The 23,935-nt window shown below is 56.2% G+C and carries 20 protein-coding genes and 1 tRNA gene; 6 read left to right on the forward strand and 15 right to left on the reverse strand.

Annotation, left to right across the window (positions count from 1 at the left end):
• Positions 1–64: 64 nt before the first annotated feature.
• From ACZA91_RS04080 to ACZA91_RS04120, 9 genes are all read right to left on the reverse strand, one after another.
• Positions 65–1,513, reverse strand: a complete 1,449-nt coding sequence (locus tag ACZA91_RS04080) for a RecQ family ATP-dependent DNA helicase (protein ID WP_463184819.1) — start codon at positions 1,511–1,513, stop codon at positions 65–67.
• A 45-nt stretch (positions 1,514–1,558) separates the two neighbouring features.
• Positions 1,559–1,906, reverse strand: coding sequence for an antibiotic biosynthesis monooxygenase (locus ACZA91_RS04085; protein WP_190354108.1), 348 nt, complete (start codon positions 1,904–1,906; stop codon positions 1,559–1,561).
• Positions 1,907–2,272: 366 nt separating this feature from the next.
• Positions 2,273–2,893, reverse strand: coding sequence for a hypothetical protein (locus ACZA91_RS04090; RefSeq protein ID WP_463184820.1), 621 nt, complete (start codon positions 2,891–2,893; stop codon positions 2,273–2,275).
• Complete coding sequence (locus tag ACZA91_RS04095; protein ID WP_242026098.1) at positions 2,890–3,702, reverse strand: ABC transporter ATP-binding protein; 813 nt, start codon at positions 3,700–3,702, stop codon at positions 2,890–2,892. The genes ACZA91_RS04090 and ACZA91_RS04095 overlap by 4 nt, the downstream gene beginning before the upstream one ends.
• A gap of 49 nt (positions 3,703–3,751) precedes the next feature.
• A tRNA-Arg gene (locus ACZA91_RS04100) sits at positions 3,752–3,825 on the reverse strand.
• 64 nt (positions 3,826–3,889) lie between these two features.
• On the reverse strand, positions 3,890–4,759 hold the full coding sequence (locus tag ACZA91_RS04105) for a DUF6816 family protein (RefSeq protein ID WP_463184822.1): 870 nt from the start codon (positions 4,757–4,759) through the stop codon (positions 3,890–3,892).
• 4 nt (positions 4,760–4,763) lie between these two features.
• On the reverse strand, positions 4,764–5,804 hold the full coding sequence (locus tag ACZA91_RS04110) for a permease (RefSeq protein ID WP_099531776.1): 1,041 nt from the start codon (positions 5,802–5,804) through the stop codon (positions 4,764–4,766).
• A 140-nt stretch (positions 5,805–5,944) separates the two neighbouring features.
• Entirely contained in the window at positions 5,945–6,601 is a 657-nt protein-coding gene (locus tag ACZA91_RS04115) for a HEAT repeat domain-containing protein (protein WP_099531775.1), read from the reverse strand.
• A gap of 735 nt (positions 6,602–7,336) precedes the next feature.
• The gene (locus ACZA91_RS04120; protein ID WP_190534875.1) at positions 7,337–8,281 is read right to left on the reverse strand and encodes an alpha/beta fold hydrolase; all 945 of its coding nucleotides are present in this window, start codon (positions 8,279–8,281) and stop codon (positions 7,337–7,339) included.
• A gap of 524 nt (positions 8,282–8,805) precedes the next feature.
• Here ACZA91_RS04120 and ACZA91_RS04125 point away from each other — a divergent pair.
• Positions 8,806–9,852 carry a hypothetical protein gene (locus ACZA91_RS04125; protein ID WP_463184824.1) on the forward strand — a complete coding sequence of 349 codons (1,047 nt, stop codon included), beginning with the start codon at positions 8,806–8,808 and terminating at the stop codon, positions 9,850–9,852.
• 69 nt (positions 9,853–9,921) lie between these two features.
• On the opposite strand, the gene ACZA91_RS04130 is transcribed toward ACZA91_RS04125, so the two are convergent.
• Positions 9,922–11,157 (reverse strand): NAD(P)/FAD-dependent oxidoreductase, encoded by a 1,236-nt coding sequence (locus tag ACZA91_RS04130; protein WP_463184826.1) that lies wholly within the window; start codon positions 11,155–11,157, stop codon positions 9,922–9,924.
• 306 nt (positions 11,158–11,463) lie between these two features.
• On the opposite strand from ACZA91_RS04130, the gene ACZA91_RS04135 reads away from it, so the two are divergent.
• On the forward strand, positions 11,464–11,991 hold the full coding sequence (locus ACZA91_RS04135) for a hypothetical protein (RefSeq protein WP_463184828.1): 528 nt from the start codon (positions 11,464–11,466) through the stop codon (positions 11,989–11,991).
• A gap of 129 nt (positions 11,992–12,120) precedes the next feature.
• Here the strand turns inward: ACZA91_RS04135 and ACZA91_RS04140 are convergent, their stop codons facing one another.
• From ACZA91_RS04140 to ACZA91_RS04155, 4 genes are all read right to left on the reverse strand, one after another.
• The gene (locus tag ACZA91_RS04140; RefSeq protein ID WP_158234318.1) at positions 12,121–13,275 is read right to left on the reverse strand and encodes a response regulator; all 1,155 of its coding nucleotides are present in this window, start codon (positions 13,273–13,275) and stop codon (positions 12,121–12,123) included.
• A 758-nt stretch (positions 13,276–14,033) separates the two neighbouring features.
• On the reverse strand, positions 14,034–14,813 hold the full coding sequence (locus ACZA91_RS04145; RefSeq protein ID WP_463184830.1) for a DevA family ABC transporter ATP-binding protein: 780 nt from the start codon (positions 14,811–14,813) through the stop codon (positions 14,034–14,036).
• A 69-nt stretch (positions 14,814–14,882) separates the two neighbouring features.
• Positions 14,883–16,169, reverse strand: a complete 1,287-nt coding sequence (gene devC, locus ACZA91_RS04150) for an ABC transporter permease DevC (RefSeq protein WP_463184831.1) — start codon at positions 16,167–16,169, stop codon at positions 14,883–14,885.
• 137 nt (positions 16,170–16,306) lie between these two features.
• A complete protein-coding gene (locus ACZA91_RS04155) occupies positions 16,307–17,617 on the reverse strand; it encodes an HlyD family efflux transporter periplasmic adaptor subunit (RefSeq protein WP_463184833.1) in 1,311 nt (436 codons plus the stop codon).
• A 500-nt stretch (positions 17,618–18,117) separates the two neighbouring features.
• Here ACZA91_RS04155 and ACZA91_RS04160 point away from each other — a divergent pair, with 500 nt between their 5' ends.
• The gene (locus ACZA91_RS04160) at positions 18,118–18,723 is read left to right on the forward strand and encodes a TetR/AcrR family transcriptional regulator (RefSeq protein ID WP_199309201.1); all 606 of its coding nucleotides are present in this window, start codon (positions 18,118–18,120) and stop codon (positions 18,721–18,723) included.
• Positions 18,724–18,994: 271 nt separating this feature from the next.
• Positions 18,995–19,711, forward strand: coding sequence for a GTP cyclohydrolase I FolE (gene folE / locus ACZA91_RS04165; protein ID WP_190532440.1), 717 nt, complete (start codon positions 18,995–18,997; stop codon positions 19,709–19,711).
• Positions 19,712–19,973: 262 nt separating this feature from the next.
• On the opposite strand, the gene ACZA91_RS04170 is transcribed toward folE, so the two are convergent.
• Positions 19,974–21,704: a hypothetical protein gene (locus tag ACZA91_RS04170; protein WP_463184835.1), complete on the reverse strand. Its 1,731-nt coding sequence runs from the start codon at positions 21,702–21,704 to the stop codon at positions 19,974–19,976.
• Between the two features lie 300 nt (positions 21,705–22,004).
• On the opposite strand from ACZA91_RS04170, the gene ACZA91_RS04175 reads away from it, so the two are divergent.
• Entirely contained in the window at positions 22,005–22,928 is a 924-nt protein-coding gene (locus ACZA91_RS04175) for an Rpn family recombination-promoting nuclease/putative transposase (RefSeq protein WP_463184836.1), read from the forward strand.
• A 198-nt stretch (positions 22,929–23,126) separates the two neighbouring features.
• Complete coding sequence (locus tag ACZA91_RS04180) at positions 23,127–23,930, forward strand: glutathione S-transferase family protein (RefSeq protein WP_463184838.1); 804 nt, start codon at positions 23,127–23,129, stop codon at positions 23,928–23,930.
• Positions 23,931–23,935: the final 5 nt, after the last annotated feature.

The raw sequence follows: 23,935 nt of genomic DNA on the forward strand, positions 1-23,935 counted from the left end.
CGGTTTTTGCTGGCATTTGCTGGGGCCAGTTCTTGATCCAGATTGGCTGAATACCACCCAGGGATCACCGCTGACCGGTGTGGCGGCATCGATCGCACTGACCACAGCGCCAGTTAGCCGACTTGGGCGGTAACCCCAACGCTTGCAACAGAAAACGCCATCGACAACCCCGATCGCCTCCGTAGCGACGCATCGAAAGCTCAACCGATCGACCCATGCGAGCTTGGCGGGCGATCGCCGCTGACCATTGCCCCGACAATTGGTAGTGGAACGGGTCGAGCCAGTCCAGTTGACCGAGGGCATGGAGCCAACTGAGGGCGATCGCCCCTTCAGTAAACTGATCGGCAATTTCAGCGATCGCGCCTTCCTGGGGCAACCGTCGGGCCACAAGTCCCAAATTTTGAATTTGTTGGCGGGTTTGTTGCTGAAAGTGGCGATCGAGCCGTCGATCGGTGCTGTCCAGCCAGCCGGTAGGTTCACTGACCAACAGCAAAATATCGGCCGGTTGCCCATCCCGACCGGCGCGACCAATTTCCTGCACATATTCCGCCGGGATCAGCGGTCGATGCCAATGAACAATCCAGCGCACATCGGGGCGATCGATCCCCATGCCAAAGGCGCTGGTGCAGACCAAAAAGGGCAACTTACCCCCCACCCACTGAGCTTCCAACCGGCGGCGATCAGGCGGTGGCAACCCGGCATGATACGCGGCTGTCTGGTAGCCCCGATCGCGCAAATTCCGGGCCAGGTCTTCGCAGGTTTGGCGGCTGCGGGCAAAAATCAAGCCCCCTTGGCCGGGGCGATCGCGTAACCACCGCCGCAAACGCCACTGACGCTGGGCGGGAACCCAACAGCGCTGCACCTGTAATCGCAGGTTGGCTCGATAGGGGGATTGCTCAAACCAGGCTGGGTTCCGCAACCCCAGCACTTGGGCAATGATGGCCCGATCGGTGGGGGTGGCGGTGGCCGTGAACGCGGCGATCGGGATTGGCTTTTGGGCCGCTGCTTCCAGGGTTTGGCGGGCGATCCCTAAACGGCGGTAGGCGGGCCGAAAGGTTTCGCCCCACTGGGCCAAGCAATGGGCCTCATCGATCGCCAGGCCCTGAATTTGGGGAGCTAACCGCAACAACCTTGACCAAACTCGCTGGCTGAACAGGGTTTCGGGCGACAGATACAGCAATCGCAACTGGCCCCGCTCCAAGCGATCGAGCACCTCTTTTTGTTGCGATCGAGGCACTTCACTATGCAGGGTGGCGGCCGGCAATCCCTTGGCCCGCAGGTCTGCCACTTGCCGATCCATCAGCGACACCAGGGGCGACACCACCACAGTCAAGCCCGATCGCAACAGGGCCGGCAATTGAAAGCACAAGGATTTACCGGTTCCCGTTGGCAACAGGGCCCACAGATCCCGTCCTTGCAAAATGGTTTGGATGATGTCGCCCTGGGGTCCGCGAAATCCATCGTAGCCCCACAGGGTTTGAAAGAGTGATCGCGCCCGTTGCCATTCATCCATCCCGATCGCGCCTCTGCCCCGAATGCTGCACCGTTTATCAGTGACCTAAACCGAAGCCAGGGGGCGATCAGCCGGTTTGGGATCAACTTTGCTGCACACTTCGTAGAAATTCGTGACCGGCGGTTTCAGGAAAAGGTGAGCCATTTTGGCAAAAATTGCCTCGCAAGCTTCATTGCGATTGGCATCCATATCATCAATATTGTCCCAAAAGATCACCGCAATGCCGCGATCGCTGTTGGTCTCTTGCAGCAAATAAGCCCCTTCAAAACCCTGTTTGTAGGTGGAAACTGCCGCTTCAAACAGTTGTTGAGCTTCGGCAAATTTGCCCGGCCGAAATTCCCCGATCGCCACGTAGGCATACTGATGCTTCAGGAAGTCTAGAAATTCGCTCATAACGCTCGTTGAGTCCTAACGGTGCTTGCTTAAGGCCAGCCTAACTCGATCCCTTGACGCAACTAGAAAAAGCCGGTCAAACATCACTAACTTGTAGCGAATTGAAATGCTTTGCAACCTCTCGGTTTGCTAACTTTACGAAGCCATAATCAAAGCGATACTAAAGGTCACAATAAGCCAGTTGAACGAATCGACTTTCGAGCAAATTTTTTTTAGTTAACTTGGCTAACTCAGTAGCCTGTAGGGTGGGCAATGCCCACTAAACCGTTGCTTCACCGTTGCTTCATAAGCATCTGCGATATGGCGTGCCAATTATTTTAGGTAAAGGCTGTAACTTGGTTCACTCGGTTCACTCGATTAACTCGGCTAACGGCGCGATCGGGTGATTGCCCAAAGTCCCAAAAATCCCAAACCCACGCCACCCACACCCAACCACACCAGTTCCCCAGAATGCCATGGGGTCTCGGTGGTCGTTTCAGCGGTGGCGGCCACTGGTGAGGCGATCGCAGCGGCCACGGGAGCGGGACTGTCCGTGGGGGCAGCTCCGGCCAGCACGGTGGTTTCGTATCGAAACTCAAAGGGTTGGAAGTCGCCCGGTTGTTTCGGCTGACCTTTCAACACCAAATCATAGGCCCCCGCTGCCGGAAACACGGTGGTTGCGCCGGGCATGTTTTGAAACCCTTCGGCGGCCTTGGGTGTGAGGGGCGGTTGCCAGGGTTGGGGGGCTGTCGGACTTTGCAAGCGAGGGCTGATGGTGAGTTGGCAGTTGCAGCGATCGAGGGGGATCGTTGCGCCGCCTTTGCGAGTGAGGCTAAACCAAACGGTGGCCGGCTCGCCCGATCGGGGATTGTGGTCGGGTTCCAAGTGAAACAGGGCCGCCACGTCGGCTCCCGTCTTCACCTGGTGGGCCCCCGAGGGCCAGGCCAGGCCAAACCCCAGCCCGATCGCCCCCAAGCCAACGCTCATCCAGCGAGCTGCCCGGCTCATGCGGCTTGCCCCAAATAGGCTTCCAAAACCCTTGGATCCGCTTGGATCATGTCCGGGGAGCCATCCGCTAAATTTTGACCATCCGCCAAAACCCACACCCGATCGCACAGGGACATAATCACATCCATGTTGTGTTCCACAATCAGGAAGGTCAGTCCTTCCCGATTCCAGGTTTGGATTCGATCGCAGATTTGCTCAATCAGGGCTGGATTCACGCCGGCCGCTGGCTCATCCAGCAACACCAACTTGGGTTGCACCATCAGGGCCCGTCCCATTTCCAGCAGTTTGCGCTGCCCACCGGACAGGGAACCGGCATATTCCCGCGCCATGTGGGCCAGGCCGATCGCCTCCAACAGTTCCATGGCTCGCAATTCCAAGTCCCGCTGCTGGCGACGGATGCGGCTGCTTTGGGTCCAAACTTCCCAAAACCGTTCGCCCCGTTGGTCTTGGGCTGCCAAAATCATGTTCTCCAGCACCGACAACCGGGAAAGCACCCGCGCCACCTGAAAGGTTCGCACCATCCCCTGGCGGGCGATTTGGTGGGGCGACAGATTGTGAATGGGTTGCCCATCCAAAAACACTTCACCACTATCGGAGGGAATGAAGTTAGAGAGCAGGTTAAAGAGGGTGGTTTTGCCCGCGCCGTTGGGGCCAATCAGGCCGGTAATACTGCCCGATCGCACCTCAATGTTGGCTCCCTTCACGGCTTTCAGGCCCCCGAAGCTTTTGCAAAGTTGCTTGGCTTGCAGCAGGGGCCGAGCAGGCAGGGTTTCGGTCATTTGGGGCCGATCGCTGGTGGAAGGGGTCATGGCAACGGGCGACTCAAGGGGCAACGGGCCCCACGGGGCCCCACAAACACGGGACTGGCGGGATTCGAACCCGCGACCTAGCGCTTAGGAGGCGCTTGCTCTATCCATCTGAGCCACAGCCCCAAATCCAAATTTCAGACCGATTATAGGCGAATTTTTTGCGTTCCTTTAGTTAAGGCGGCGACGGTTACGGTGGTGGATTCACCTCAGGGGCGATCGCCTGGAGGGTCAATCGGTAATGGTAGAGGGCCACGGGGCGGTTGCGGGTCACGGAGGCATAGCGATCGCGCGGGGCCAGATAAACGGCCGTGAACTGATCGGCTTCGATCGCGTCCGGGGCAGTGCGGCGATAATCCGTGGTGGTTTCCACCGCGTTGGCATAGACCGATCGCCCTTGCTGAGTCCCCTCGTTTTGAAAGGACTGCACAATCACTTCCGTGGCCAGAAACCGCCGATCACTCAGTGTTTCGCTGGCTCGATCGGTCACGGTGGAAACCAAGGCCCGCTGATTAGCCAACTTCAAAATCTGCTCGTTGGGATTGCCCGGATCCGCCACCACCCCAGCAATAGCCCCTCGTCCCAGGTAAGCAGCGGCAATATTCAAACCGTTCAAGGCGCGATCGGCCACAATCGGGGCCCGATCGGGCGGTTGATATTTCCGTAGGGGAAAGGCACTCAGGGCCGGCGCAATGGTTTGGGGGCCAAATCGCACCGCAAAGCTCACGGGCTGTCCCAGGAGCGATCGATTGCTCTCAAAACCGGGAGTCACAATTTCCGGCGCGAACGGAGCCGACAACTCCAGCAACGTACTGGTGACCTGCCAATCACCCGCCATCCACGGGGGATAGATCAAGTCTCCGGCGGCGGGTTTGGTAGGGGGCTTGGTGACCCAATAGGGAAAAGCATTGACCCGATCCAGCAGGGGGCCCGCCTGGGCCATGGACGGCCAACCTAACCAAGCCATGAACCCCAAAAAAAGGGCCAAACCCAGGGCAATCCCCGGGGCAAACCAACGGCTGAACCCTCGGCTTGCCGATCGCTTCGATCGCCGCGTCACCCCACTACCACCCCGTTTGGAAATTCATAAACAGCCCCACAAAAAACGCCAACTGGGCCGCCAGCACGAACATATACAGCACCGCGCGGGGCCGAAAAATGGACAGCAGCAGCCCGATTGCCTTCAGGTCAATGATGGGGCCAAATACCAAAAAGGACAGCAAAGAACCGCTGGTGAACGCACCCGAAAAGGAAAGGGCAAAGAAGGAATCCACAGTGGAACAAATGGAGATCACCGCCGCCAACACCATCATGGCGATGATTGAGGTGACGGGCCCTTGTCCCAAACTGAGCACCACCTCGCGCGGCACGGCCACCTGCACCACCGCCGCGATCGCACTGCCCAAAATCAACACGCCGCCCAATTCTCGCAGCTCCCGCACCACGTTCTCCAAAAACAATCGCCAGCGCTCGGCTCCACTCATGCGCTCGCGCGATCGATCCACCGCTAAGGACTGCATCGTGGCCAACGAAGACTCCAGCGGTTTGCCCGTGGTCACCCCTGGCCAGTAGGTTCCCGAGGTGAGCAAGCCCCGCTCCTGGGCCACTCGCTCAATGCCCGTTAGCTCGCGCGATCGCAGCATGGAACGGGCCAAACCCGGATTCAGAAAAGGTCGTAAATCCTTTTGGGCCCCAAACACACAGCCCACAATCACCGCAATCAGCAAGGCCGCCAAAACCCGAAACACCACCAATTCGGGTCGATCGCGAAAGGCCGTCCAAGTGGCCCAAATGGCCACCGGATTGGCCGTGGGCGCAGCCAGCAAGAACCCCACCGCCACCGGGGCCGGAATTCCCTGCAACAACAGCCGCCGCGCCACGGGCACATTGCCACATTCACAGACCGGAAAGCAGAATCCCATCACGCTGCCCGCCAAGGCCCCCAAAACGGGATGGCGCGGCAGCAGGGAAATTAAGCGCCCTTCGTCAATGAACAATAACAGCGCGCTCGAAAACACCACTCCCATGAGCAGGAAGGGCAGTGCCTCCACAATTAGGCTCAGGAACAGCGTAAAACCAGCGTTGAAAGCGCGATCGAGCGGCATTCAAATCTCCAAGCTCAAAGTCGGAAACTAACGAGGCCCAGGGCCCCATCGACCGGCGATGCTACGGGGCGATTGTACCGCACCGATACTAAAGAACTGACCGCCAGTCAGCCGCCCATTCGCCGCCGCCCGGCCGCCCATCAACCCAGTTGGGCCGCCGCCGCTTCGGATACCTGGGCGATCGCATCTTGGCTGAGGGTCTCCAACGCTGCCCGGGCCTGGGGTGCATCGAATTGCCCCAAGGTGAGGGCTAGCCGGTGGCGCACCTGCCAATCGCTGCTGTCCATAAACGGTAACAGATGGGGCAAGGCGCGATCGTCCGCCAACTCGCCCAGGGCCCCAATGGCCGCCAGCCGCTCCAACTCGTTGTCCGAAGCCAAGGCCGACAGCAGCACATCCACCGCCCGCAGGTCGCCCAATTCTCCCAGGGCCGAAAGGATGCTGAAGCGCACCAGCCATTCCCCGCTGGATTGATACAAGGCCACCAAGTCTTCGTAGGCCGCCGTCAGCTTCAAGCCACCGAGGCAGTCGGCCGCCGCGGCCTGCACGTCCGGTTCCGGATCCGACAGCAACCCCCGCAACAGCTCCAGCGATCGATCGGGATCTTGCCCGCCCAGGCTGTCAAACTGGCTCACCGCCGCATAGCGAACTCGGGTGTTGGCATCCCCGATCGCCAGTTGAATCAGCGCAAATCCTTGATCCGGCGGTAGGGCACGAATATCATTCACCGCCCGCAGGCGATCGCTCAAATTCTCAGAATGCAGCAACTCGCGAATTTGGTCAGGCGTGGCAGTCATAACAGCGTCATTTAAAGAACGTAGTCAAACAGAAATTCATTCAATCAACCAACAAACCAACAAACCAACGAACCAACCATCAACCCGGCCCCAATCCCGGCCGAACAATGGGCGAAACAGGCGATCGCCCTTGGGCCCAAAGATGGGGTGGCGCTTTCAGCAACTATACGGAAAAACCGGAGACGCTTCACGGCCCTGCGATCCCCGTCCAAGGACGTAGCAGGGCTTTCAGCGTTGGGATCGCCATTTCTTAAACATACTGACAGATCCCCAGGCAAGTGGTCGCATAAATTTAAAACATAAATTCAAGAGCCGTTACCTGAAATAGCAGCTCGCCGCATTTCTGATACAAGGCTGTTATATTCATCAGCCATTACTCAACGAATGAGTAAACATTGATTGCAACAGAGACTATCCTCAAAAACTCGATGGTAGATTAACAACATGAAGCGAGAGAGCTTCAGCTCCGAAACAGCCTCCTAACGACTCCTGTTGAAGAGTCAATTGCAAATAATTTGATTGCAAAACGCTGTTTTTCGTTCAAGATCGAGCAATAGCACCCTGCTGAGACGCTCATTTCTCCCCAGCTTAATTATCCAGGGAATTTCGGTTTAAGTTGCTGAAACAGCAATTTTCAACCTTCATGAATCCTGTGTGAATCATGGCAGTGTTGAGACCGAATCCGCTAAGGATCAACGTATGAGAGGAGAACAGAAGCAGTCCATCGCCTGGGTGCTATTCTCGTTTTTGGACTTGGGATTGAATCCAATTACGCAAATAATCATCCACCAGATCCGGCACTTCATCATGGGGACAATGGCCCGCATTTAAAAAGTGCTCCGTGATCTGATCGAAGTATTGATGAAACTGAGCCGATCGCGCCCTGGTTTGCATCCAAGGATCTCCTTCGCCCCACAGCAACAGCAAGGGAGATTGCAACTTGCCCAGGAGTTGATCAACGTTTTCACCCCGAGGGGATTTAAACACCGAAGCGAACACTTTCACGGCTCCCGGATCGCAAGAAGGGCGATAAATTTCTTCCACCAGGCGATCGGTCACGGCGGTTTGATCTAAATACACCTTTTGCAGGGTTTTGCGAATGGTGGATTTGCGTCTGGCATTTTGGAATAGTAAATAGCTGGGCAACGGCTGCAACAGCACATTCCGCACCAGCGATCGAACCAGTTTTTGGAACCCATTGGGCTGAGTTTGGGTTGTGGTTTCCGTGAAAGGGCCCGCACTGTTCAAGAGGGCAACCCCACAAACCGATTCGGGATGATTGGCAGCCACGCAAAGGGATGCATAGCCCCCCAAGGAATTCCCGGCGATCACAACCGGCTGACCAATCACCTGCTGAATGAATTCCTGTAGCTGCGCTTGCCACAGTTGACCGCTGTAAACCCAATCGGGCTTAGCCGATCGCCCAAAGCCCAACAGGTCGATCGCCCAGACTTCAAAGTCTTGCTGAAGATCCGCAAGGTTTTTGCGCCAATGATCCGTCGAAGCTCCAAACCCATGCACCAACAGAATGGGCGGTTGCTGGGGATGGCCCGTTCCCGATCGCACGTAGTGAATCGCTTGATCGCGCCACTGCCAAAACTGGCTGGGGGGTGCATCGGCCGCCGCCAACTGAGCACGGCGGTCAAGATTCGGGGCGATCGGGAGATTCACGGCAGTCATGGGGCTAGATTTAGGGAGCGATTGTAAATTTATGTAAATATTCTAGCGCCAAGCTCAAATCTTGTCGCGATCATGGAACTTCTACAAGCCTCACACCAGTCAGGGTGTTATGAATTCAATCGCAATGTTCACCAGGTCAAAATAGATTAAAAGATTTGGCTGAAATAAGGATTGGCTCTATGGCAGATGCTAAAACAGAGTTTCTCTTGGGATCTGGATAGAGAGCGTTTTTTGGACAAGTTTGGACAAGCTTGTTCTGAGCGAAATATCGAATCACGAAATTCTGGCCCCTGTTCACAGCCGGTTTTTATTTACACACAGCGTCTTTCGATCTTGTTTGTAAATAAAAACTTGTGAGCAAAAGCTTGTGAACACAAACTTGTGACCTTGATCTTGAATAGTCAAAAGATTGCGCGATTAGCTTGCGCGATCGATTTGTCTGTTCTTTGAAATTTGAAACTGCTCCCCCCATTGGTCGGGAGCCAGTTTCGCTTGCCCATTAACCCTAGTCAGGACTCAACTCAATGACAGCCTTGAATAGCTTGTTTGATGAATCCTTTTATCTGGCAGCCTATCCCGACGTGGCAGCGGCCGTTCGCAATCGTCAACAGGTCAGCGGTTTGCAACATTTCCTGAATTCAGGGATGCGGGAAGGGCGCACAGCCATCAGCCGGTTCTATAGCCAACCCGATCGGGAATTGGCCTATCGTCAAGCCTATCCCGACGTGGATGCAGCCATTCGATCGGGTGGTTTGGCCTCCGGTTTGCAGCACTATTTCCAGTCAGGAGAATCGGAAGGTCGCAGCCTGTTTCCCCGCGCATTTGATGAGCAGTGGTATCGCAAACGGTTCTCGGATGTAAACAACGCTGTCGCCCAAAAAACCTTTACTTCCGGATTAGAACATTACGTGCGGTTTGGGCGTAGCGAACAGCGTGCCCCCTCAACCTTTTTTGACTTTGACTATTTTCAAGCCTATCCCGATGTGAAAGCGGCCAGGGACAACGGCGCGGCGTTTTTATCCGGCTGGGATCACTTCAATCAATCGGGCCGCGTTGAAGGGCGAGTGGCCACATTTTCGGGAACCAAAGGTAATGATTTGGTGGTGGGCAATGGGGCCCTCGATACGCTCACGGGGGTCGAAATGGATGCGGGACGATGCTTTGCAGGTGGCACGTTAACCGGTGGACAATGCCGAGAATATCTCTCCTTGGGAGCCAATGAACTGGATACATTGACGGGCGGGCCCGGTGTGGATTCCTTTGAAGTGGGCCGCCAACTCACCACCCGATTTGGCATCAACTACAGCCCCTTTTACACCGCTGCTGGCAATTCAGATTTTGTGCGCATTCAGAATTTTGAACCGGGCAAGGATCGCTTAATTTTAGGAACTAAGCAGGGAGATCCTGGCTTTAATGTGTCAGGCACTGAATTTGTCAGCGCTCCGGATGGTGTTTATGTTTATGCCCGGTCTCCGTTTCTGACGGGTGGGGCTGACCTGATGGCGATCGTGGCAGGGGTTGATCTGGATGCTAGCGATGTGTTGGTCAGCACAACTTTCTTGGGTAGCTAGTTTGGAGAGCGGCTAGTTTGGGCTACCACTATCCTTGCAATTTCCTTGTTTCTTTTGGTCACTGGTTCCTCAGCGCTGATCGGGATTGAGTTCGGCCAGGCGATCAAGCAGGGGCTTAGTCATCCAGTTCAAGCCCACCTTAATTTGATGTTCTAGGGTGGGCATTCGGTACAAATACACTAGTCGCCGCAGGGCATAGGCCAGGGGCCCATCCAATTGCACCCCCAGGCCGGTGAGGGTGGCGCTGGTGTTGCCGAGGGCCAACATTTCGCCCAAATGCTGATATCGGAACGGCAGCAGGGGCCGATCGCACAAGGAAGCCCAAAGATTCCAGCCCACATAGTCCCCCGCTTGCAAGGCCGCTTGGCCGGTGCTGGGCACGGGACTGCCTTGGGGATCGTTGGCATCGCGCATTTCGGCAATGTCCCCGAGGGCGAAAATTTCGGGATGGTCGATCGCCTGGAGGGTGGGTTCCACCAGCAGTTGATCACGACCATTTTTGGGCAGGGGCAACCCTCGAATCAGCTCAGGCACTCGGTTCCCCACCGTCCAAATGGTCAGCTCCACGGGAATATCTTCTAGGCGGCCGCGATAGTCGAGCATGATGCGATTGGGGCCGATGTCGCGCACGCTGGTTTCCCAATCAATCCAAATACCGCGCTGTTCTAAGGCCTTGTCAGCCGCTTGGCGGTTAAAGTTGGGCGAATTGCGCAGAATTTGATCGCTTTGTTCGATCAGCCGCAACCGCCCTCGATCCTGAAGCCGATCGGCAAGTTTGCAAGCCAGTTCCACACCGCTGTAGCCGCCACCAACGACCGCCACTCGAATTTTGTCGCGATCGGTTGCTTCCAGGGCCCGCAGCCGATCTTCCAACCGATAGGCATCGGCGATCGACCGGAAGGGCAGGGCATGTTCCGCCGCGCCGGGAATCCAGTCCATCGGCGTTTCGCAGCCCAGGGCCAACACCAACCGATCGTAGGTCAAGGTTTGTGGTTGGCCGAAGACAGGGCTGAGGCTCACTTGCCGCTGTTGAAGGTCGATCGCCTCCACGGTTCCTTGCACAAACCGCACTTGGGTTCCGGCCAGCAACTCTGCAAAGGGCGGGGCCACCTCCCAAGATTGCAGCTCGCCGGTCATCAGCTCATACAGCAAGGGCAAAAACACGAATCGATCGCCCCGATCAACCAACAGAATTTCCGGGCGATGATCCCCCCAATCCAAGCGATCAAGGCGGAGGGCCGCATACAAACCCCCAAAGCCCCCTCCCAAAATCACAATCCGTGGGCTAGTGCTGTGAGCGGTCATAGGCTGGCGAGAAATAGAACTTGAAAGCAAATAATCGATCAGCCCAAGGGCGCGATCGAGCCGGGCCATCCACAGCCCCCAACCCCTTCAGTGTAGAAAAGCTGTGGTCTTTTTGGGCGGTTCGCAGATCATTCGCCGTGCATTCGCAAATTACTCACCGTGCATTCACAGATTATTCACAGCGCATTCGTAGTGCGTTCGTAGCCCATTCGCCAAGCCAACGCCAGCCGATCGCCACAGCATCGTCAAACGGAGTTGCCATCCTGAAGGAGTTCAGCACCTCAACACCATCAGCGCTCCAACACCATGCAGAAACTCCCTTCTCTCCAATTTTCGGGTCAACTGTTTTCGGCGGAAGCCCTGTTTCAGTGGATCGATCGCCTGTCCGATCGCCTGGGGCTGAGCCAGCCGCCCGTGGTCACCCGCGAACAGTTGCAAGCCTGCCCGCCCCAGAGCCTCGGCCGGGAATGGATTGAGTTAGTCACCCGCAATGGCTATCCCTTGCTCACCAGCGGCCCCCGTCGCAAGCAATTGCATGATGCGATCCATGTGCTGACCGGCTATGACACCGACGATTGGGGAGAATTGGAAGTGCAAGCGTTTCTGTTGGGCTGCAAATTCCGCCATCTCCATCTGCCGATCGTGGCGGGTCTGTTACGGCGATTGGGGCGATCGGGACAATTGACCGGCCCATGGCGCGATCGAGTCCAGGCCGCCTATCGTCGCGGCCAAGCGGCCGCCGACACCTTCGATCCTGACAACTGGCCCGCTGAATACCTGCTGGACATGCCAGTGGTTACTGTCCGCGAATGCTTGGGAATTCCCGCCCAATAGCCTTCTCTGGTGGCCTGGTTGGGTGATCTGGGTTTTAAGGAATAACAGCGATTTCGTTATCAGTCGTCAAGTCCCTCTCCCGACTTGGGAGAGGGATTTAGGGTGAGGGTTTTGATTGGGGCAAGAGGTCTAGTTTCTCAATGGAGACGGGGACTTCGCAGTTCCCGCGCCACCGCGATCGCCCAAATATTTTTCCAACAGAGCCACAATCTTTTCCTTGCGAGGCGGTTTGGGCAAAAAGTCCGTAGAACCAACCAACTTGGCCCGCACGCGATCGACCAGCCCATCTTGGCCCGTCAAAATTGTGACCGGCGTATCGCGAAACCCTTCCAAACGGCGAATCTGAGTACAAATCTCATACCCATTCACCACCGGCATATTCAAATCCAAAAAGATGAAATCCGGCCGGTGTTTGCGCAACAACGGAATCGCCTGCACCGGATCCTGCGTTGACACAAACCGATAACCCGCATGGGTCACAATATTTTCTAAAGACCGACAAATCACCATACTGTCATCAATGCAGGCCACCAGCGCTCCCGCCGTTGGTTCCAGCAAGCCCGAAAGGGGATTGGGTAAATCTGGCAAGCTCCGAAATTCCACCGCATTTTGTTGCAAGAAATAGCGCAAAATGCGAATGGCCACCATCGAAGATTGTTGCAGCTTAACATCAATATCCCAAAAGGTTCGCTGACCATTAAACAGCGGCTGCAAACTATAAAAAGATGTGCTTTCCGTTTGTTCTTGAATTTTGGTATTCAAAGCCGACGAATCTTTCAACATCGGCGCACGATTGCTATAGTCCAAATCCAAACCCAGCAGTTGCCAGCGCTGCCAAAGTTGCTCTGCCACCTGCATCAAAGACTGGACTTCGCATTGTTCCAAAGTCACCTGGGATCCAGTGTCATGATCCAACAGGGGAAAGGGCTGCCAATTAAACTGCGGCTCCATCATGCTGGCCGCCGTAAAGAGCATTTCCTTGGCCGCCGTGCAAACAATATCGCGAGCTTGCTCTGGGTTAATTTCTTCGGCTTTCAGGCCACGGGCCAGGGTGAGCTGTTCCCAAAAACGCAATTCTGAAGGGCTGGCAAATTCAATCCGAATTCGGCTGGGGCGAAATTGCGGGCAACTGCGTTTGATGGCGCGGCTCCAGCGACGAACGCGGTGAATTTCGCAGGTGGGATAACCGAGTTTGCCACGGTAAAACGGGAGCAACCAGGTGTGCTTGGTGTCGGTAAGCGACAGAACACCCGAGAGCTGCTTGGCATTGATCGTTGTCAGCAACGCCCTCAGTCTAGAAATCCCTGATGTTTGCCTCAACATCAACTCTGCGTATCCTCGTACCCTCAATAATTGGCAATGGCTGATTCAGGTGGGTGACGATCGCCCTCGATCTTTGACTTACCCCAAGCATAAATCGATCACTGCGGGCGATCGGTTGTCTGTGATCAGTTGTTAGCGATTGTCTGTTAGCGATTGTCAACGATCACTGGCGCGTGCTCGGTGGACCTGTGACCAGTTGTTAGCGATCGGTGGTCGGTTACTGGTAAATCGGTTACTGGTGAATGGGTATCCGTGATCGTAGGCTTATTCGGCCGACCCGATCCGGGGGGTCACGGGTCGAATAATTGCTTTTTCGTTCGAAATCCGCAAAAGCCGGACTTTAAGCCACCAATTTTGCGCCTAGGCGGAGACAACCTCAATAATGCCGAGTGGGCGAGCCTTGGAGGGGTTGGAAACCCGGTTGACTCGCGGCACAGCAGATGGATCACGAAGTTTGGCCGACTTTGACCATAGAAGATGGTTCAGACGATGGTGGGGTGATAGTTGCATCAACCCAACTTGGGTGCAACGATCGAGATCATCGATTCCACTGATCGGAGCAACTGGCGATCGGGGCGAATGGCTGAATGGCCGGTGAGGGTGGATAACGGCTGGGCGAATCGATCAGACTCGTGCCAATCAGGCTCATGCCAATCAGGCTCATGGAGATCGGGCTAGTTCAGATCGAGCTAGGTCAGAGCAGGCTAGTTCGGATCGAGCTAGGCAGATCGGGGCGTGGAAACAAGCCGTCCATCTTCAACGGAAACGAGGCGATCGGCAATATCAAGAATGCGATTGTCATGGGTCACCATCAAAATTGTGCAACCCTGCTGCTTGGCGAGACCTTGCATGAGGTTAACCACTTCCCGGCCAGATTGACTGTCGAGGGCGGCGGTTGGCTCGTCGGCCAACACAATTTTGGGATGGCTGGCAAGGGCGCGGGCGATCGCCACCCGTTGCTTTTGCCCACCGGATAAATCATCGGGATAGTAATCCGTGCGATGACCCAAACCCACAAGTCCTAGCATCTCGATCGCGCGCGATCGCATCTCCTGAACACTCCAACCCACATGCAGGGCCAAACTCATTTGCACGTTTTGGGCAGCGGTCAGACTGCGGTGCAAGTTGTGTGCTTGGAAGATATAGCCATTGTATCGTCGCGCCAAGACCAATTCTTCGGAGCTGGCCCCGTGGAGTTCTCGCCCCAACACGCTCAGGTGTCCTTCCTGGACGGAACGCAAACCGCCAATCAGCGTCAGCAGCGTGGTTTTGCCGGAACCGGAAGGGCCCGTCACCAACACAATTTCCCCGCGCCGAATTTGCAAATTAATCTCAAAGAGGACTTGTTTTTTCAGGTCTCCGTGACCAAACCAGTGATTGAGATTGGCAATTTCAATGGCCCAGTCGGCTTCGGGCACGCTGTCGATCGCTGTGTTCAGCCTGCCGATCGCTCCGTTTGGCTGTCCCGTGGCGGCTTGGTTGAGGATGGGGTGAGTCATGGTGGTTGGTTTGCCTGTCTGAAATTGCCACACGGGTTGCCGTGCCGGTTGCCGCACGGGTTGCCGCACCTAGAACATGTCTGCCGGATCCGCCGATTGCAAACGCCGCGAGGCGATCGCCCCCGACAAACAGCACATTACGAAGGTGACCATCAACACCAACAGCGCCCGCCCCAAGGTCATGAACATGGGCAAGTTGGTAGCATTACGGGTCAGGGCATATAAACCAGCGGACACGGCCAAGCTGGGCACAAACCCAACAATGGCCAAGATCAGCGCTTCTTCCAAAATCACGCCAATGAAATAGCGGTGGCGATAGCCCATGGCCTTGAGGGTGGCATATTCCCGAATGTGGTCGTTGACATCGGTGGAAAGCACTTGGTAAACGATGATTACGCCAATGCCAAACCCCAGGGCCACACCAAAGCTGAAGATGAACCCAATGGCGGTGTTTTTGGCCCAGTAGTCCTTTTCAAATTGCACAAATTCCGCTTTGGTCAGCACGTTCACATCGTTCGGCAAGGCGGCTTGCAGTTGGGTGCGCACGGTGACGGGATCGGCTCCCGGTTCCAGGTAAATTAGGCCGATGCTGACGCTGCCAGGATCCCGCCGGGGAAAGGCCCGCAAAAAGTTGCGATCGCTGGTGAGAATGCTGCCGTCGGCGGCGAAGGACGCGCCCACTTTGTAAGTACCAATGACCTCAATTCGTTTGCGATCGAGGTCGGTCTGCACGGGTTGGCCCTGATCGAGCTGGGCAATGGTTTTTTGATATTCCCCCCGGGCTGCCCGATCGAACAGATAGCGATCTTGCAACTTCAGATCATTTTGATGCTGTTGAATTTCCGGGAAATCAAAGGCCGGGCGATCGGGATTGGTTCCCAAAATCAGGATTTGTTTTTCCTTGCGGGTTTCGGGATTTTTCCAGTTGCTAATCGTGGCATAGAGGGGATCCGCATTGGCCACGCCGGGGATCGCTTCCGCTTGAAACAGACGACGACGGGCAAAGCTGGATAGGCCAATCAGGTTGCGGGCCTGGGCGCTGATCAACACCACATCGGCGGTGATGGCCCGGTTCAGCCGGGTGTTGCTGTCATAAAGGGCATTTTGGAACCCCAGTTGCATAAAAATCGCCAAGTCCGCAAAGGCAATGCCCGCCAAGGCCGTCAGTAGCCGTCCCCGATCGTGCCGAAGCTGTAGCCAACCGAGGGGAATGCGACGTTGCAGGGCCGCAACCCAAGCGGGGGTCGTCTTGGTTTCGGGATTGGGGCGAGGTTGGGGGGCAGCTCCCAAGTCAGCCGTGCCGGGAGCCAGGGATTCAGGGGCTGAGTCGGCAGAGCGAGTGAGGCGATCGAGCATGATGGGCATCCATCCCGAAGGGTTCTCAGGCAGCGCGGGCAGCGATTGGGGCAACCCGGCTGCCAACGGCGAGCGAAAATTGCAGATCAGGGCGTGCTAGGCAGCCCGATCGATCAAGACTGAGGCCAAAACTGGGGCTAAGGCTGGGGCAGAGATTTCAGGTCGATGGTGGCTTTCACTTGCAAATTGGTCAGATTGGCCACCCGCTGGCCGTCGGTTGGCTCCAGCCGAATTCGCACTTCCACCACACGCTCATCCAAATTGGCAGAGGGATCAACATCGCGGGTGGTTTGTTTGCGCACCTGCAACCCCGATCGCACCACCGCTCCTCGCAGTTCACCGGAAAATGCATCACTCGTGATGGTGGCCGTTTGCCCCACGCGAACCTTCGGTGCATCGGTGTCATACACTTCCGCCACCACTTCCATGAATTGGGTTTGACCCAAATCGGCAATACCTTGGCTACCGACCAATTCGCCGGGCCGAGCATAGATTTTCAGCACCTGGCTATCTCGGGGAGCGCGAATGACGGCGCGGTTGAGATCCGCCCGGGCCTGCTTGGCGGCGGCGATCGCAGCGGCCAGGTCTGCTTCGGCCACCCGCAAATCCGTGGGGCGCACCTCCGCAATGCGATCGAGGGTGGCCCGAGCGGCGGTGAGCTGAGCCACGCCCGTTGTCCGGATTCGATCGAGGCTGGCCTGGGCTTCTACCACTTTTTCTCGATAGGAAGCGTCGATTTGGGCCAAATTAGCCCGCGCTTCCACCAACCGAGCACGGGCCGTATCCAAGGTGGTGGTTTTGCTGTCCCGTTGGGAGGCAGAAATCGCCCCCGTGCCATAGAGGCTGGCGTAGCGATCGGCTTCCACCTGGGCGTTGGCTAACTCCGCTTCCAAACGGGCGATCGTGGCCCGTTGGGCGGCCAGTTGAGTATCCCGTTCCGCCAGCAGTCGATCGAGCGTGGCCCGTTGGGAGCGCCAATCGCCATCCCGCTGGGCCCGCACCCGATCAATCTCTGCCGACTGGGCATTCAGTTCGCCCCGTTTGGCCCCGGCTCGCACCCGATCGAGGGCCGCTTCCGCCGAATCCACCTGGCGATCGGCCCGTTCCACCGCCGCCGCCAACCGTTCCGCCTCATCCAAAACCGCCACCACCTGGCCCGCCCGCACCCGATCGCCCTCTTCCACCAACAGGCGGGCAATTCGCGAATCAGTGCTTGAGGGCGGAGCCGCCAGCGTAATCACCTCCCCCGCTGGCTCCAGTTGCCCCAGGGCCGTCACCACCGTTGGCGACGGCAAGGGCGTAACCACCGGGGCCGGAGTTTCCGCTGCCCGGCTGCGCAACAACACCGCTCCCCCACCCACCAAGACCACCGCTCCCAGGGCGATCGGAATCGTCGCTTGAGTCCATTGACGGGGATTGAGCAATTTCCAAGGAACCGGACTGGTCACGATGTCGCCCTCCGAATCTTGTGCAGCGAGCTGTGGAGTGAGAGAGGTATAGCAGGTAATCAAACTGAACTGTCTAGTTCAATTTTGAGTATAGCTAGACTAAACCGTTTAGTACAATAGGAATTAATGAGAAATTCATCCCCAGTCGTGATTTGCTGACTCAAACCCTCCAAACCCTTAACCACAGAGGTCTTTTGCTGCTCAAGACCACCTGATGCAATCCAAGAAGATCGCCCATTAACCTTTAATGACTGCCCAGGAGAGAGTTAAGGTTGAAACCTTGCGCAAGTGCCATGGGTTGGAACCCGTCAAAAATCAACGCACATCAGCCGTGAATTACCCGTGAATCACCCGTGAATTAACGGTTACACCGCATCCATTCTGTCAATCAGTTCCGTCAATCATTAATCCTGTCAATTCTGGGCAGGAAGATCCTGGGCAGAGACCAGGGCAGCCCAGCCCCCTTGTTCAATTCCGTTGCTATTTTGTAGGTAATGACCATGTTCGTTCCGGCTGCGCACCCAATCGCCCCCCTCAGCAAAAAACGCCAGATCCTGGACGGAGCCATGAAAACCTTCCTGGCCAAAGGTTATGCAGGCACGAGCATGGATCGCGTGGCGGCCACCGCAGGCGTTTCCAAAGCAACGGTTTACAGCCACTTCCAAAGCAAGGAAAGTCTCTTTGGGGCGCTGGTGGAAGAGCTGGCCCGCAGCAAGTTTCCGGAAATGTTTGACGAAACCCTCTTGGGGGCTGACCCACACCACTTTTTGCGGCATTTGGCCAATCTCTTCATTTTCAAGGTGGGCCAGGACGAAGGCCATATGGCCTTCATTCGCCTGATCATGGCCGAGTCGGAGCGGTTCCCGGAGCTATCCGAACTGTTTATTCGGAATTTTTGCCAGCGCGGTTGCGAAGCCCTCACCAGCTACTTAGCAGCCCATCCGGAGCTAAAGATTGACGATCCAGAAGCAACCGCCCGCGTTTTTATTGGTGCTTTGGCCCACTTCAACATTACGCAAGAGATGCTGGGCGGTAAGCACTTGGTTCCCATGGATCCCCAGCGCGTCATTGATACATTGCTGGCCATGATTTTGCGCAATCCCTAGCCGGTGGCTCTCCATTCCCCGCGCTGGATCCATCGACAGGATTGATAGATTTTTTTTATAGATTTCATCAGGCCCCATTGGTTCAGAAATCCATCAACTCGATCGCCCCACTCGTGCAGATCGATCGCCTTGAGCTATCCAAACGCCGGGGATCGTGAATTGGCCGGGTTTCGCCGCCAGCCGCCAAAAAGTATTACCATTTTTTAACAGAGACTCAGTGTTTGGAGCACTGCGCGTTCTTCTTGGAAGGATTTCCCTCATTATTTCAATCATGACTATCGCCGCCTCTAATGCGATCTCAAATGGGATGGTTAATCCCAGTAGTTCAGCCACGGAAGACGAGGGCAAAGGGCTTTTAACCCGTCCCGATCGCAACACCCATGACGGACAACCTGCGCAAGTGCACCAGCCTCCAGCAGTCAGCAAGGATGACATGATGGACGCGGTACGGACGATTCTGTTAGGGGTTGGTGAAGATCCCGAGCGCGAAGGGCTGCTGAAAACCCCGCACCGGGTGGCGGAGGCCATGCGTTTCCTCACCAGCGGCTATGACATGTCGTTGGAAACATTGGTCAATGGGGCCATTTTTGATGAGGGCCACAATGAAATGGTTCTCGTTCGCGACATCAACTTCTTCAGTCTTTGCGAACACCATATGCTGCCCTTCATGGGCCGGGCCCATGTGGCTTACATTCCCAACCAAAAGGTGGTGGGCTTGAGCAAGTTGGCTCGGATTGTGGAAATGTATGCCCGTCGTTTGCAGGTGCAAGAACGCCTGACCCGTCAAGTGGCGGAAGCGATCCAAGAAGTCCTGGAGCCTCGGGGGGTGGCTGTGGTGATGGAGGGAACCCACATGTGCATGTCGATGCGTGGGGTACAAAAGCCGGGTTCTTGGACGGTGACCAGTGCCATGGTGGGTGTGTTCCAAGAAGACCAAAAAACCCGCGAAGAGTTTCTGAACCTGATTCGGCATCAGCCGTCGTTCTAGGTTTTAAGGCAGGGCACTGAGGATCTGATGACAGATCCTCGATCGTCTCAATCCTGCTGGTGCGAAGTCGTGAGGAGCCGGGGGTTAAATCCCTGTTTACCCGTTGCGAAATCGTGAGGAACAAGGGGCTTAAGCCCCTTGTCTGCAACTTGTCTAGAAGCTTTCTATGACCTGTCTAGAAGCTTTCTGCAACAGGTTTCTGGGGCGAATTTACTAGCGTCTTGGTCTCTCGGCTGCTGCGCCCAATGAGCTGAGATCTGCATCATTGCCCGATCGGGGGTAATTCTGGGGCCGTTGGGGGGAGCGTTTGGGCCAAGCAGTTGGCATCTAAGAGCAAGAGTCCCTCTTGGGATTGAGCTGCCAAGCATCGATCGACCCGTTGAGCCAGCGCCGATCGCTGGCCACGGGCTAACCAGCGCCGGGCTTCTCCGTAGGCGGGTTGGTATTGCCGTAACCAGTCATTATTTTCCAAATAGTCGCGATCGAACGCGCCCGGATCCAGTAACCAGTGAGTGGGTTGATATTGGGCGATCGCGGCTCGCAATAGGTTGAGATCAGGGCTGTATTGGGCCAGCAGCAAGGTTTCCACGCGCGATCGAAACTCGCGGTAATAGCCCCAGTGGTAGGGAATTGCAAATTCGGCCCCCACCAAAACGGATTTACCGGCAAAGGTGGGGATGTTGCTGGCTTCGCCGGAAAGGGTGGCAATGCGCGTGTTGTTTGGATAGTCAGACAAAATTTCATAGAGATCCGGTGCCTGGCCGATCACGTAGTTCGCTTTCGGGAACCCGCGCACGGCCAACGGATAGGCAACTAACAGCCCGATCGCCCCGAGCGTGAGACCCCAAGCCAGGAGTCGCCGCTGTCCTTGGGCCCAAGTCCAAAGCCGATCGAGCAGCAACACCAGCACAATTGCTGTGGCGATCGCCAAAACAGCTCGCAGGCCATGTTGGGTGTAGCGACTGGGCAAGTGCAACCGAAACAGCAACAGATGGGCTAACCCAAAGCAACCGAAACTGGCCAGGGTCAACAACGGCAGAACTTCAATGCCCGATCGCACTTGAGACCAGAGGGGAAACCGATCGCGCCAGCGCCAAATCAGGGGCAAGCCCAACCCCAAAACCAGCAAAGGCGGCTCCAGGGGCGGTTGAATGCCGCTGCGACCCGCCGACAGCCAAAAACGCCCAAAATCTTGATAGAAAAAGCGCGATCGCCCATTGGGTAAAAATTCTGGCAACTGACGCGCTTGATCAACGGTGATGGTGGGGCCAAAGGTAGAAGCATTGGCCGCAAAGGGCAGCAACACCGCCACACAAACCCCCAACCCGATCGCCCAAATGCGCCAATGGGCCTCCCGCCGCCAGACCCCGATCGCTAAACGCAGGGTCAACATGGCCGCCGTCACCAAAACATAGTGGGGATAAAAACCCCCCAACAGCCCGATCGCCAAACACAGCCCCCAGGGCGATCGCTTCACCCAAGCCCACAGCACCATCAAAAACAGGGGATTCAAAAAAGCCCGCGCCGTGCCCGAAGCCAAATCGTCCTTCAGCCAAAGGTTTTGGAGAAACAGCAGCGCCGCCACAAAACCGGCAAAAGGAACCGGCAAAATGGCTCGCGTGACGGCCCAAGCCAATCCCCCGATCGCGCCACTGAGAATTAACGGCCACCCCTTGGCCGCCGTCACCGCTCCCCAATCCATCACTTCCGGGAACCAGTAGATGGCTCGAAATCCCCAGGGGGCAACGGACTCAAAATAATCCGCAATCCAATCGCCCGGAAACGCATCCGGGTGACTGAGCCGCAGCATCCAGAACAAATGTTGCCGACCGTCATCGGCCACCACATAGGGATCCGCAAAGGCTTCCGGCAAGATAGCCAAGCCATAGCCCAAGCCGAACAGAATACTGGCAATCCACCAGAGCCGATCGACCCAACGGGCTGGCTCGGGGTCAATCAAAAGCTGTCGAAGCCGGGCGATCGCAGACATCATGGAGGTTTGGAAAAGGGGGCCAGGGTGTTGAACCGAATGTCGATCGCCATCAGTCATGGGTTCATCGATGAACCCATGAACAACAACCGAGAGCAACCCTAGCGCCAACTTCAGTGCAACGAAACAGAGGGTTAATCAACGGTTCTGTGCGGGTGGTTCTGTTGATTAGCCCATCTTGCCAGGCGATCGCCCCCTCGGGATCCTGCGTTTCCCCCTAGCACCTACTGCCCCAGCGGTCATTCAGATCCCAGACATCTGGTTTAGGCTGGTAATGAGCGATCGCAAAACACCCTGTGAACCATGGGCTTCATTGACCCAAAAACGGATTTTGGCTTTAAGCGAATCTTCGCTTCTCCTAACAGCAGGCCCATCTTGAAAAGCCTGCTCAATGCCCTCATTTATGATGGGCAACTCCGGATTCAGGATCTGGAAATTTTAGATCCCTATCAGCAACCGGAAATTCCCGATTTTAAGTTGAGCATTTTGGATGTGAAAGCTCAGCTTGATGATGGCTCCACCGTGATTATTGAAATGCAGGTGGCCAAGGTGGAAGCCTTTATACAGCGAATTTTGTATAACACCACCAAAGCCTATGCCAGCCAACTGGGACGGGGTAAGTATTATTGGGATTTGAGGCCCGTGATTGCCGTCACCATCACGGACTTTATCTTATTCGACGATCCAGATGTGGATCAGTCCTTGCCCATTTCCCGGTTCAGCATTCTGAATGAAGAAACCCACGCCCTTTGCACCTCGCAATTGCGCTGGATTTTTGTGGAATTACCGAAATTTGGTAAGGATTTGGTGGACTTAGAAGGGCTGGTCGATCGCTGGTTATTTTTCCTGCAACGGGCTGGGGAGTTACAACAGGCTCCTCCAGAATTGACCAGCGATCATGATTTACAGTCAGCCCTGGACATTGCCAACGAAAGTCAACTGTCTCCGGCGGAGTTGCGCTTTTTTGAGGCGGAACTCGATCGACTGCGCGTCATGCAAGGGCAAATTTTCAGCGCTCGGGACGAGGGTCTTGCGGAAGGACTAGCTGAAGGACGGGCCGAAGGGCTAGCGGCAGGGCGTGCTGAGGGGATCACCTTAGGTGCAAAGCAGCGAGAACTGGAAATTGCCCGCGAGCTGCTGAAAACGCTGGATCCGGAAACAGTCAGCCGGGTGACGGGCTTGTCGATCGAGCAAGTGCAGGATCTGGCCCAAGCTGATGATCCTTAAAATTGCGCCAAAATTGCGCCGGGTTCATTAAGACCACAACACCAACCCCAACGGGTCATGTCGCCCCCAGCAAACCAAGGACAAATCCCCAAAGGGCGAAACCCTTGCCTTATACTGCGATCAAACGCTCCCCGATCGCCCAAGAGCTAACGGGAGCAACGATTCGATCGGCTCTTTGAACCCACGCCGCAAACTACCATGCTGGAACTGTACCAATTTGAGTTGTCGGCTTACTGCGAGAAGGTGCGCCTTGCGCTGGACTACAAGAGCCTGGACTACCGCAAAGTTGAAGTGACTCCCGGAGTCGGGCAAATTGATGTTTTTCGGTTGTCGGGCCAGCGCCAAGTGCCCCTGCTGAAGGATGGCAACGAGGTGATTGCCGACTCAACCGCGATTTTGAACTATCTCGATCGCGCCTATCCCGATCGCCCCCTGTTGCCCCCCAATCCTGCCGAGCGGGCCTTGGCGACGGTGCTGGAAGCTTGGGCCGATGATTCGTTCTATGCCGATGCCCGCAAGGTTTTTCTGGCCACCCTGGGGCAAGATCCGGGCTACCGCACAGCCCTGTTGCCGGATGAAACGCCGGATCCGTTGAAGACCCTGGTGGGCTTCATTCCCGGCGAGGTTTTTGGGGTGATGGGAGCCGGTGTGGGTCTCACGCCAGAGGTGCTGAAAAAGGCTAAGGACAACCTCAGCCACGCGATCGAAAGTCTATGCAGCCTTTTGGAAGCAAATCCCTACCTGACCGGCAGTCAACCCACCCTGGCCGATGTGGCGGTGGCGGCGGTGAGTGTGTTGGTGAAAATTCCCAGCACGCCCTATTTTGACGTGCCGATCGGGCTGCGTGGGCGCGGCATTCCGGGCATTGCTGACAACCCGGCCTATGCTCGCTTCTTTGACTGGCGCGATCAGTTCTATCGTGACTTTCGCACGCCCTTGACCGGTGCGGCCAGTGCCAGCTCCAGCAGCAATGCCGGGCCCACGACTATCTCGATCGACTAGGGTTT

This window comes from Limnothrix sp. CMB-01 (assembly GCF_055193175.1).

Bases quoted from the DNA above. Each gene is read 5' to 3' on its own strand.
- ACZA91_RS04080 (WP_463184819.1), bottom strand. From the start codon at position 1,513: ATGGATGAATGGCAACGGGCGCGATCACTCTTTCAAACCCTGTGGGGC.
- ACZA91_RS04085 (WP_190354108.1), bottom strand. From the start codon at position 1,906: ATGAGCGAATTTCTAGACTTCCTGAAGCATCAGTATGCCTACGTGGCG.
- ACZA91_RS04090 (WP_463184820.1), bottom strand. From the start codon at position 2,893: ATGAGCCGGGCAGCTCGCTGGATGAGCGTTGGCTTGGGGGCGATCGGG.
- ACZA91_RS04095 (WP_242026098.1), bottom strand. From the start codon at position 3,702: ATGACCCCTTCCACCAGCGATCGGCCCCAAATGACCGAAACCCTGCCT.
- ACZA91_RS04110 (WP_099531776.1), bottom strand. From the start codon at position 5,804: ATGCCGCTCGATCGCGCTTTCAACGCTGGTTTTACGCTGTTCCTGAGC.
- ACZA91_RS04115 (WP_099531775.1), bottom strand. From the start codon at position 6,601: ATGACTGCCACGCCTGACCAAATTCGCGAGTTGCTGCATTCTGAGAAT.
- ACZA91_RS04120 (WP_190534875.1), bottom strand. From the start codon at position 8,281: ATGACTGCCGTGAATCTCCCGATCGCCCCGAATCTTGACCGCCGTGCT.
- ACZA91_RS04125 (WP_463184824.1), top strand. From the start codon at position 8,806: ATGACAGCCTTGAATAGCTTGTTTGATGAATCCTTTTATCTGGCAGCC.
- ACZA91_RS04130 (WP_463184826.1), bottom strand. From the start codon at position 11,157: ATGACCGCTCACAGCACTAGCCCACGGATTGTGATTTTGGGAGGGGGC.
- ACZA91_RS04135 (WP_463184828.1), top strand. From the start codon at position 11,464: ATGCAGAAACTCCCTTCTCTCCAATTTTCGGGTCAACTGTTTTCGGCG.
- ACZA91_RS04145 (WP_463184830.1), bottom strand. From the start codon at position 14,813: ATGACTCACCCCATCCTCAACCAAGCCGCCACGGGACAGCCAAACGGA.
- devC (WP_463184831.1), bottom strand. From the start codon at position 16,169: ATGCTCGATCGCCTCACTCGCTCTGCCGACTCAGCCCCTGAATCCCTG.
- ACZA91_RS04160 (WP_199309201.1), top strand. From the start codon at position 18,118: ATGTTCGTTCCGGCTGCGCACCCAATCGCCCCCCTCAGCAAAAAACGC.
- folE (WP_190532440.1), top strand. From the start codon at position 18,995: ATGACTATCGCCGCCTCTAATGCGATCTCAAATGGGATGGTTAATCCC.
- ACZA91_RS04170 (WP_463184835.1), bottom strand. From the start codon at position 21,704: ATGATGTCTGCGATCGCCCGGCTTCGACAGCTTTTGATTGACCCCGAG.
- ACZA91_RS04175 (WP_463184836.1), top strand. From the start codon at position 22,005: ATGGGCTTCATTGACCCAAAAACGGATTTTGGCTTTAAGCGAATCTTC.
- ACZA91_RS04180 (WP_463184838.1), top strand. From the start codon at position 23,127: ATGCTGGAACTGTACCAATTTGAGTTGTCGGCTTACTGCGAGAAGGTG.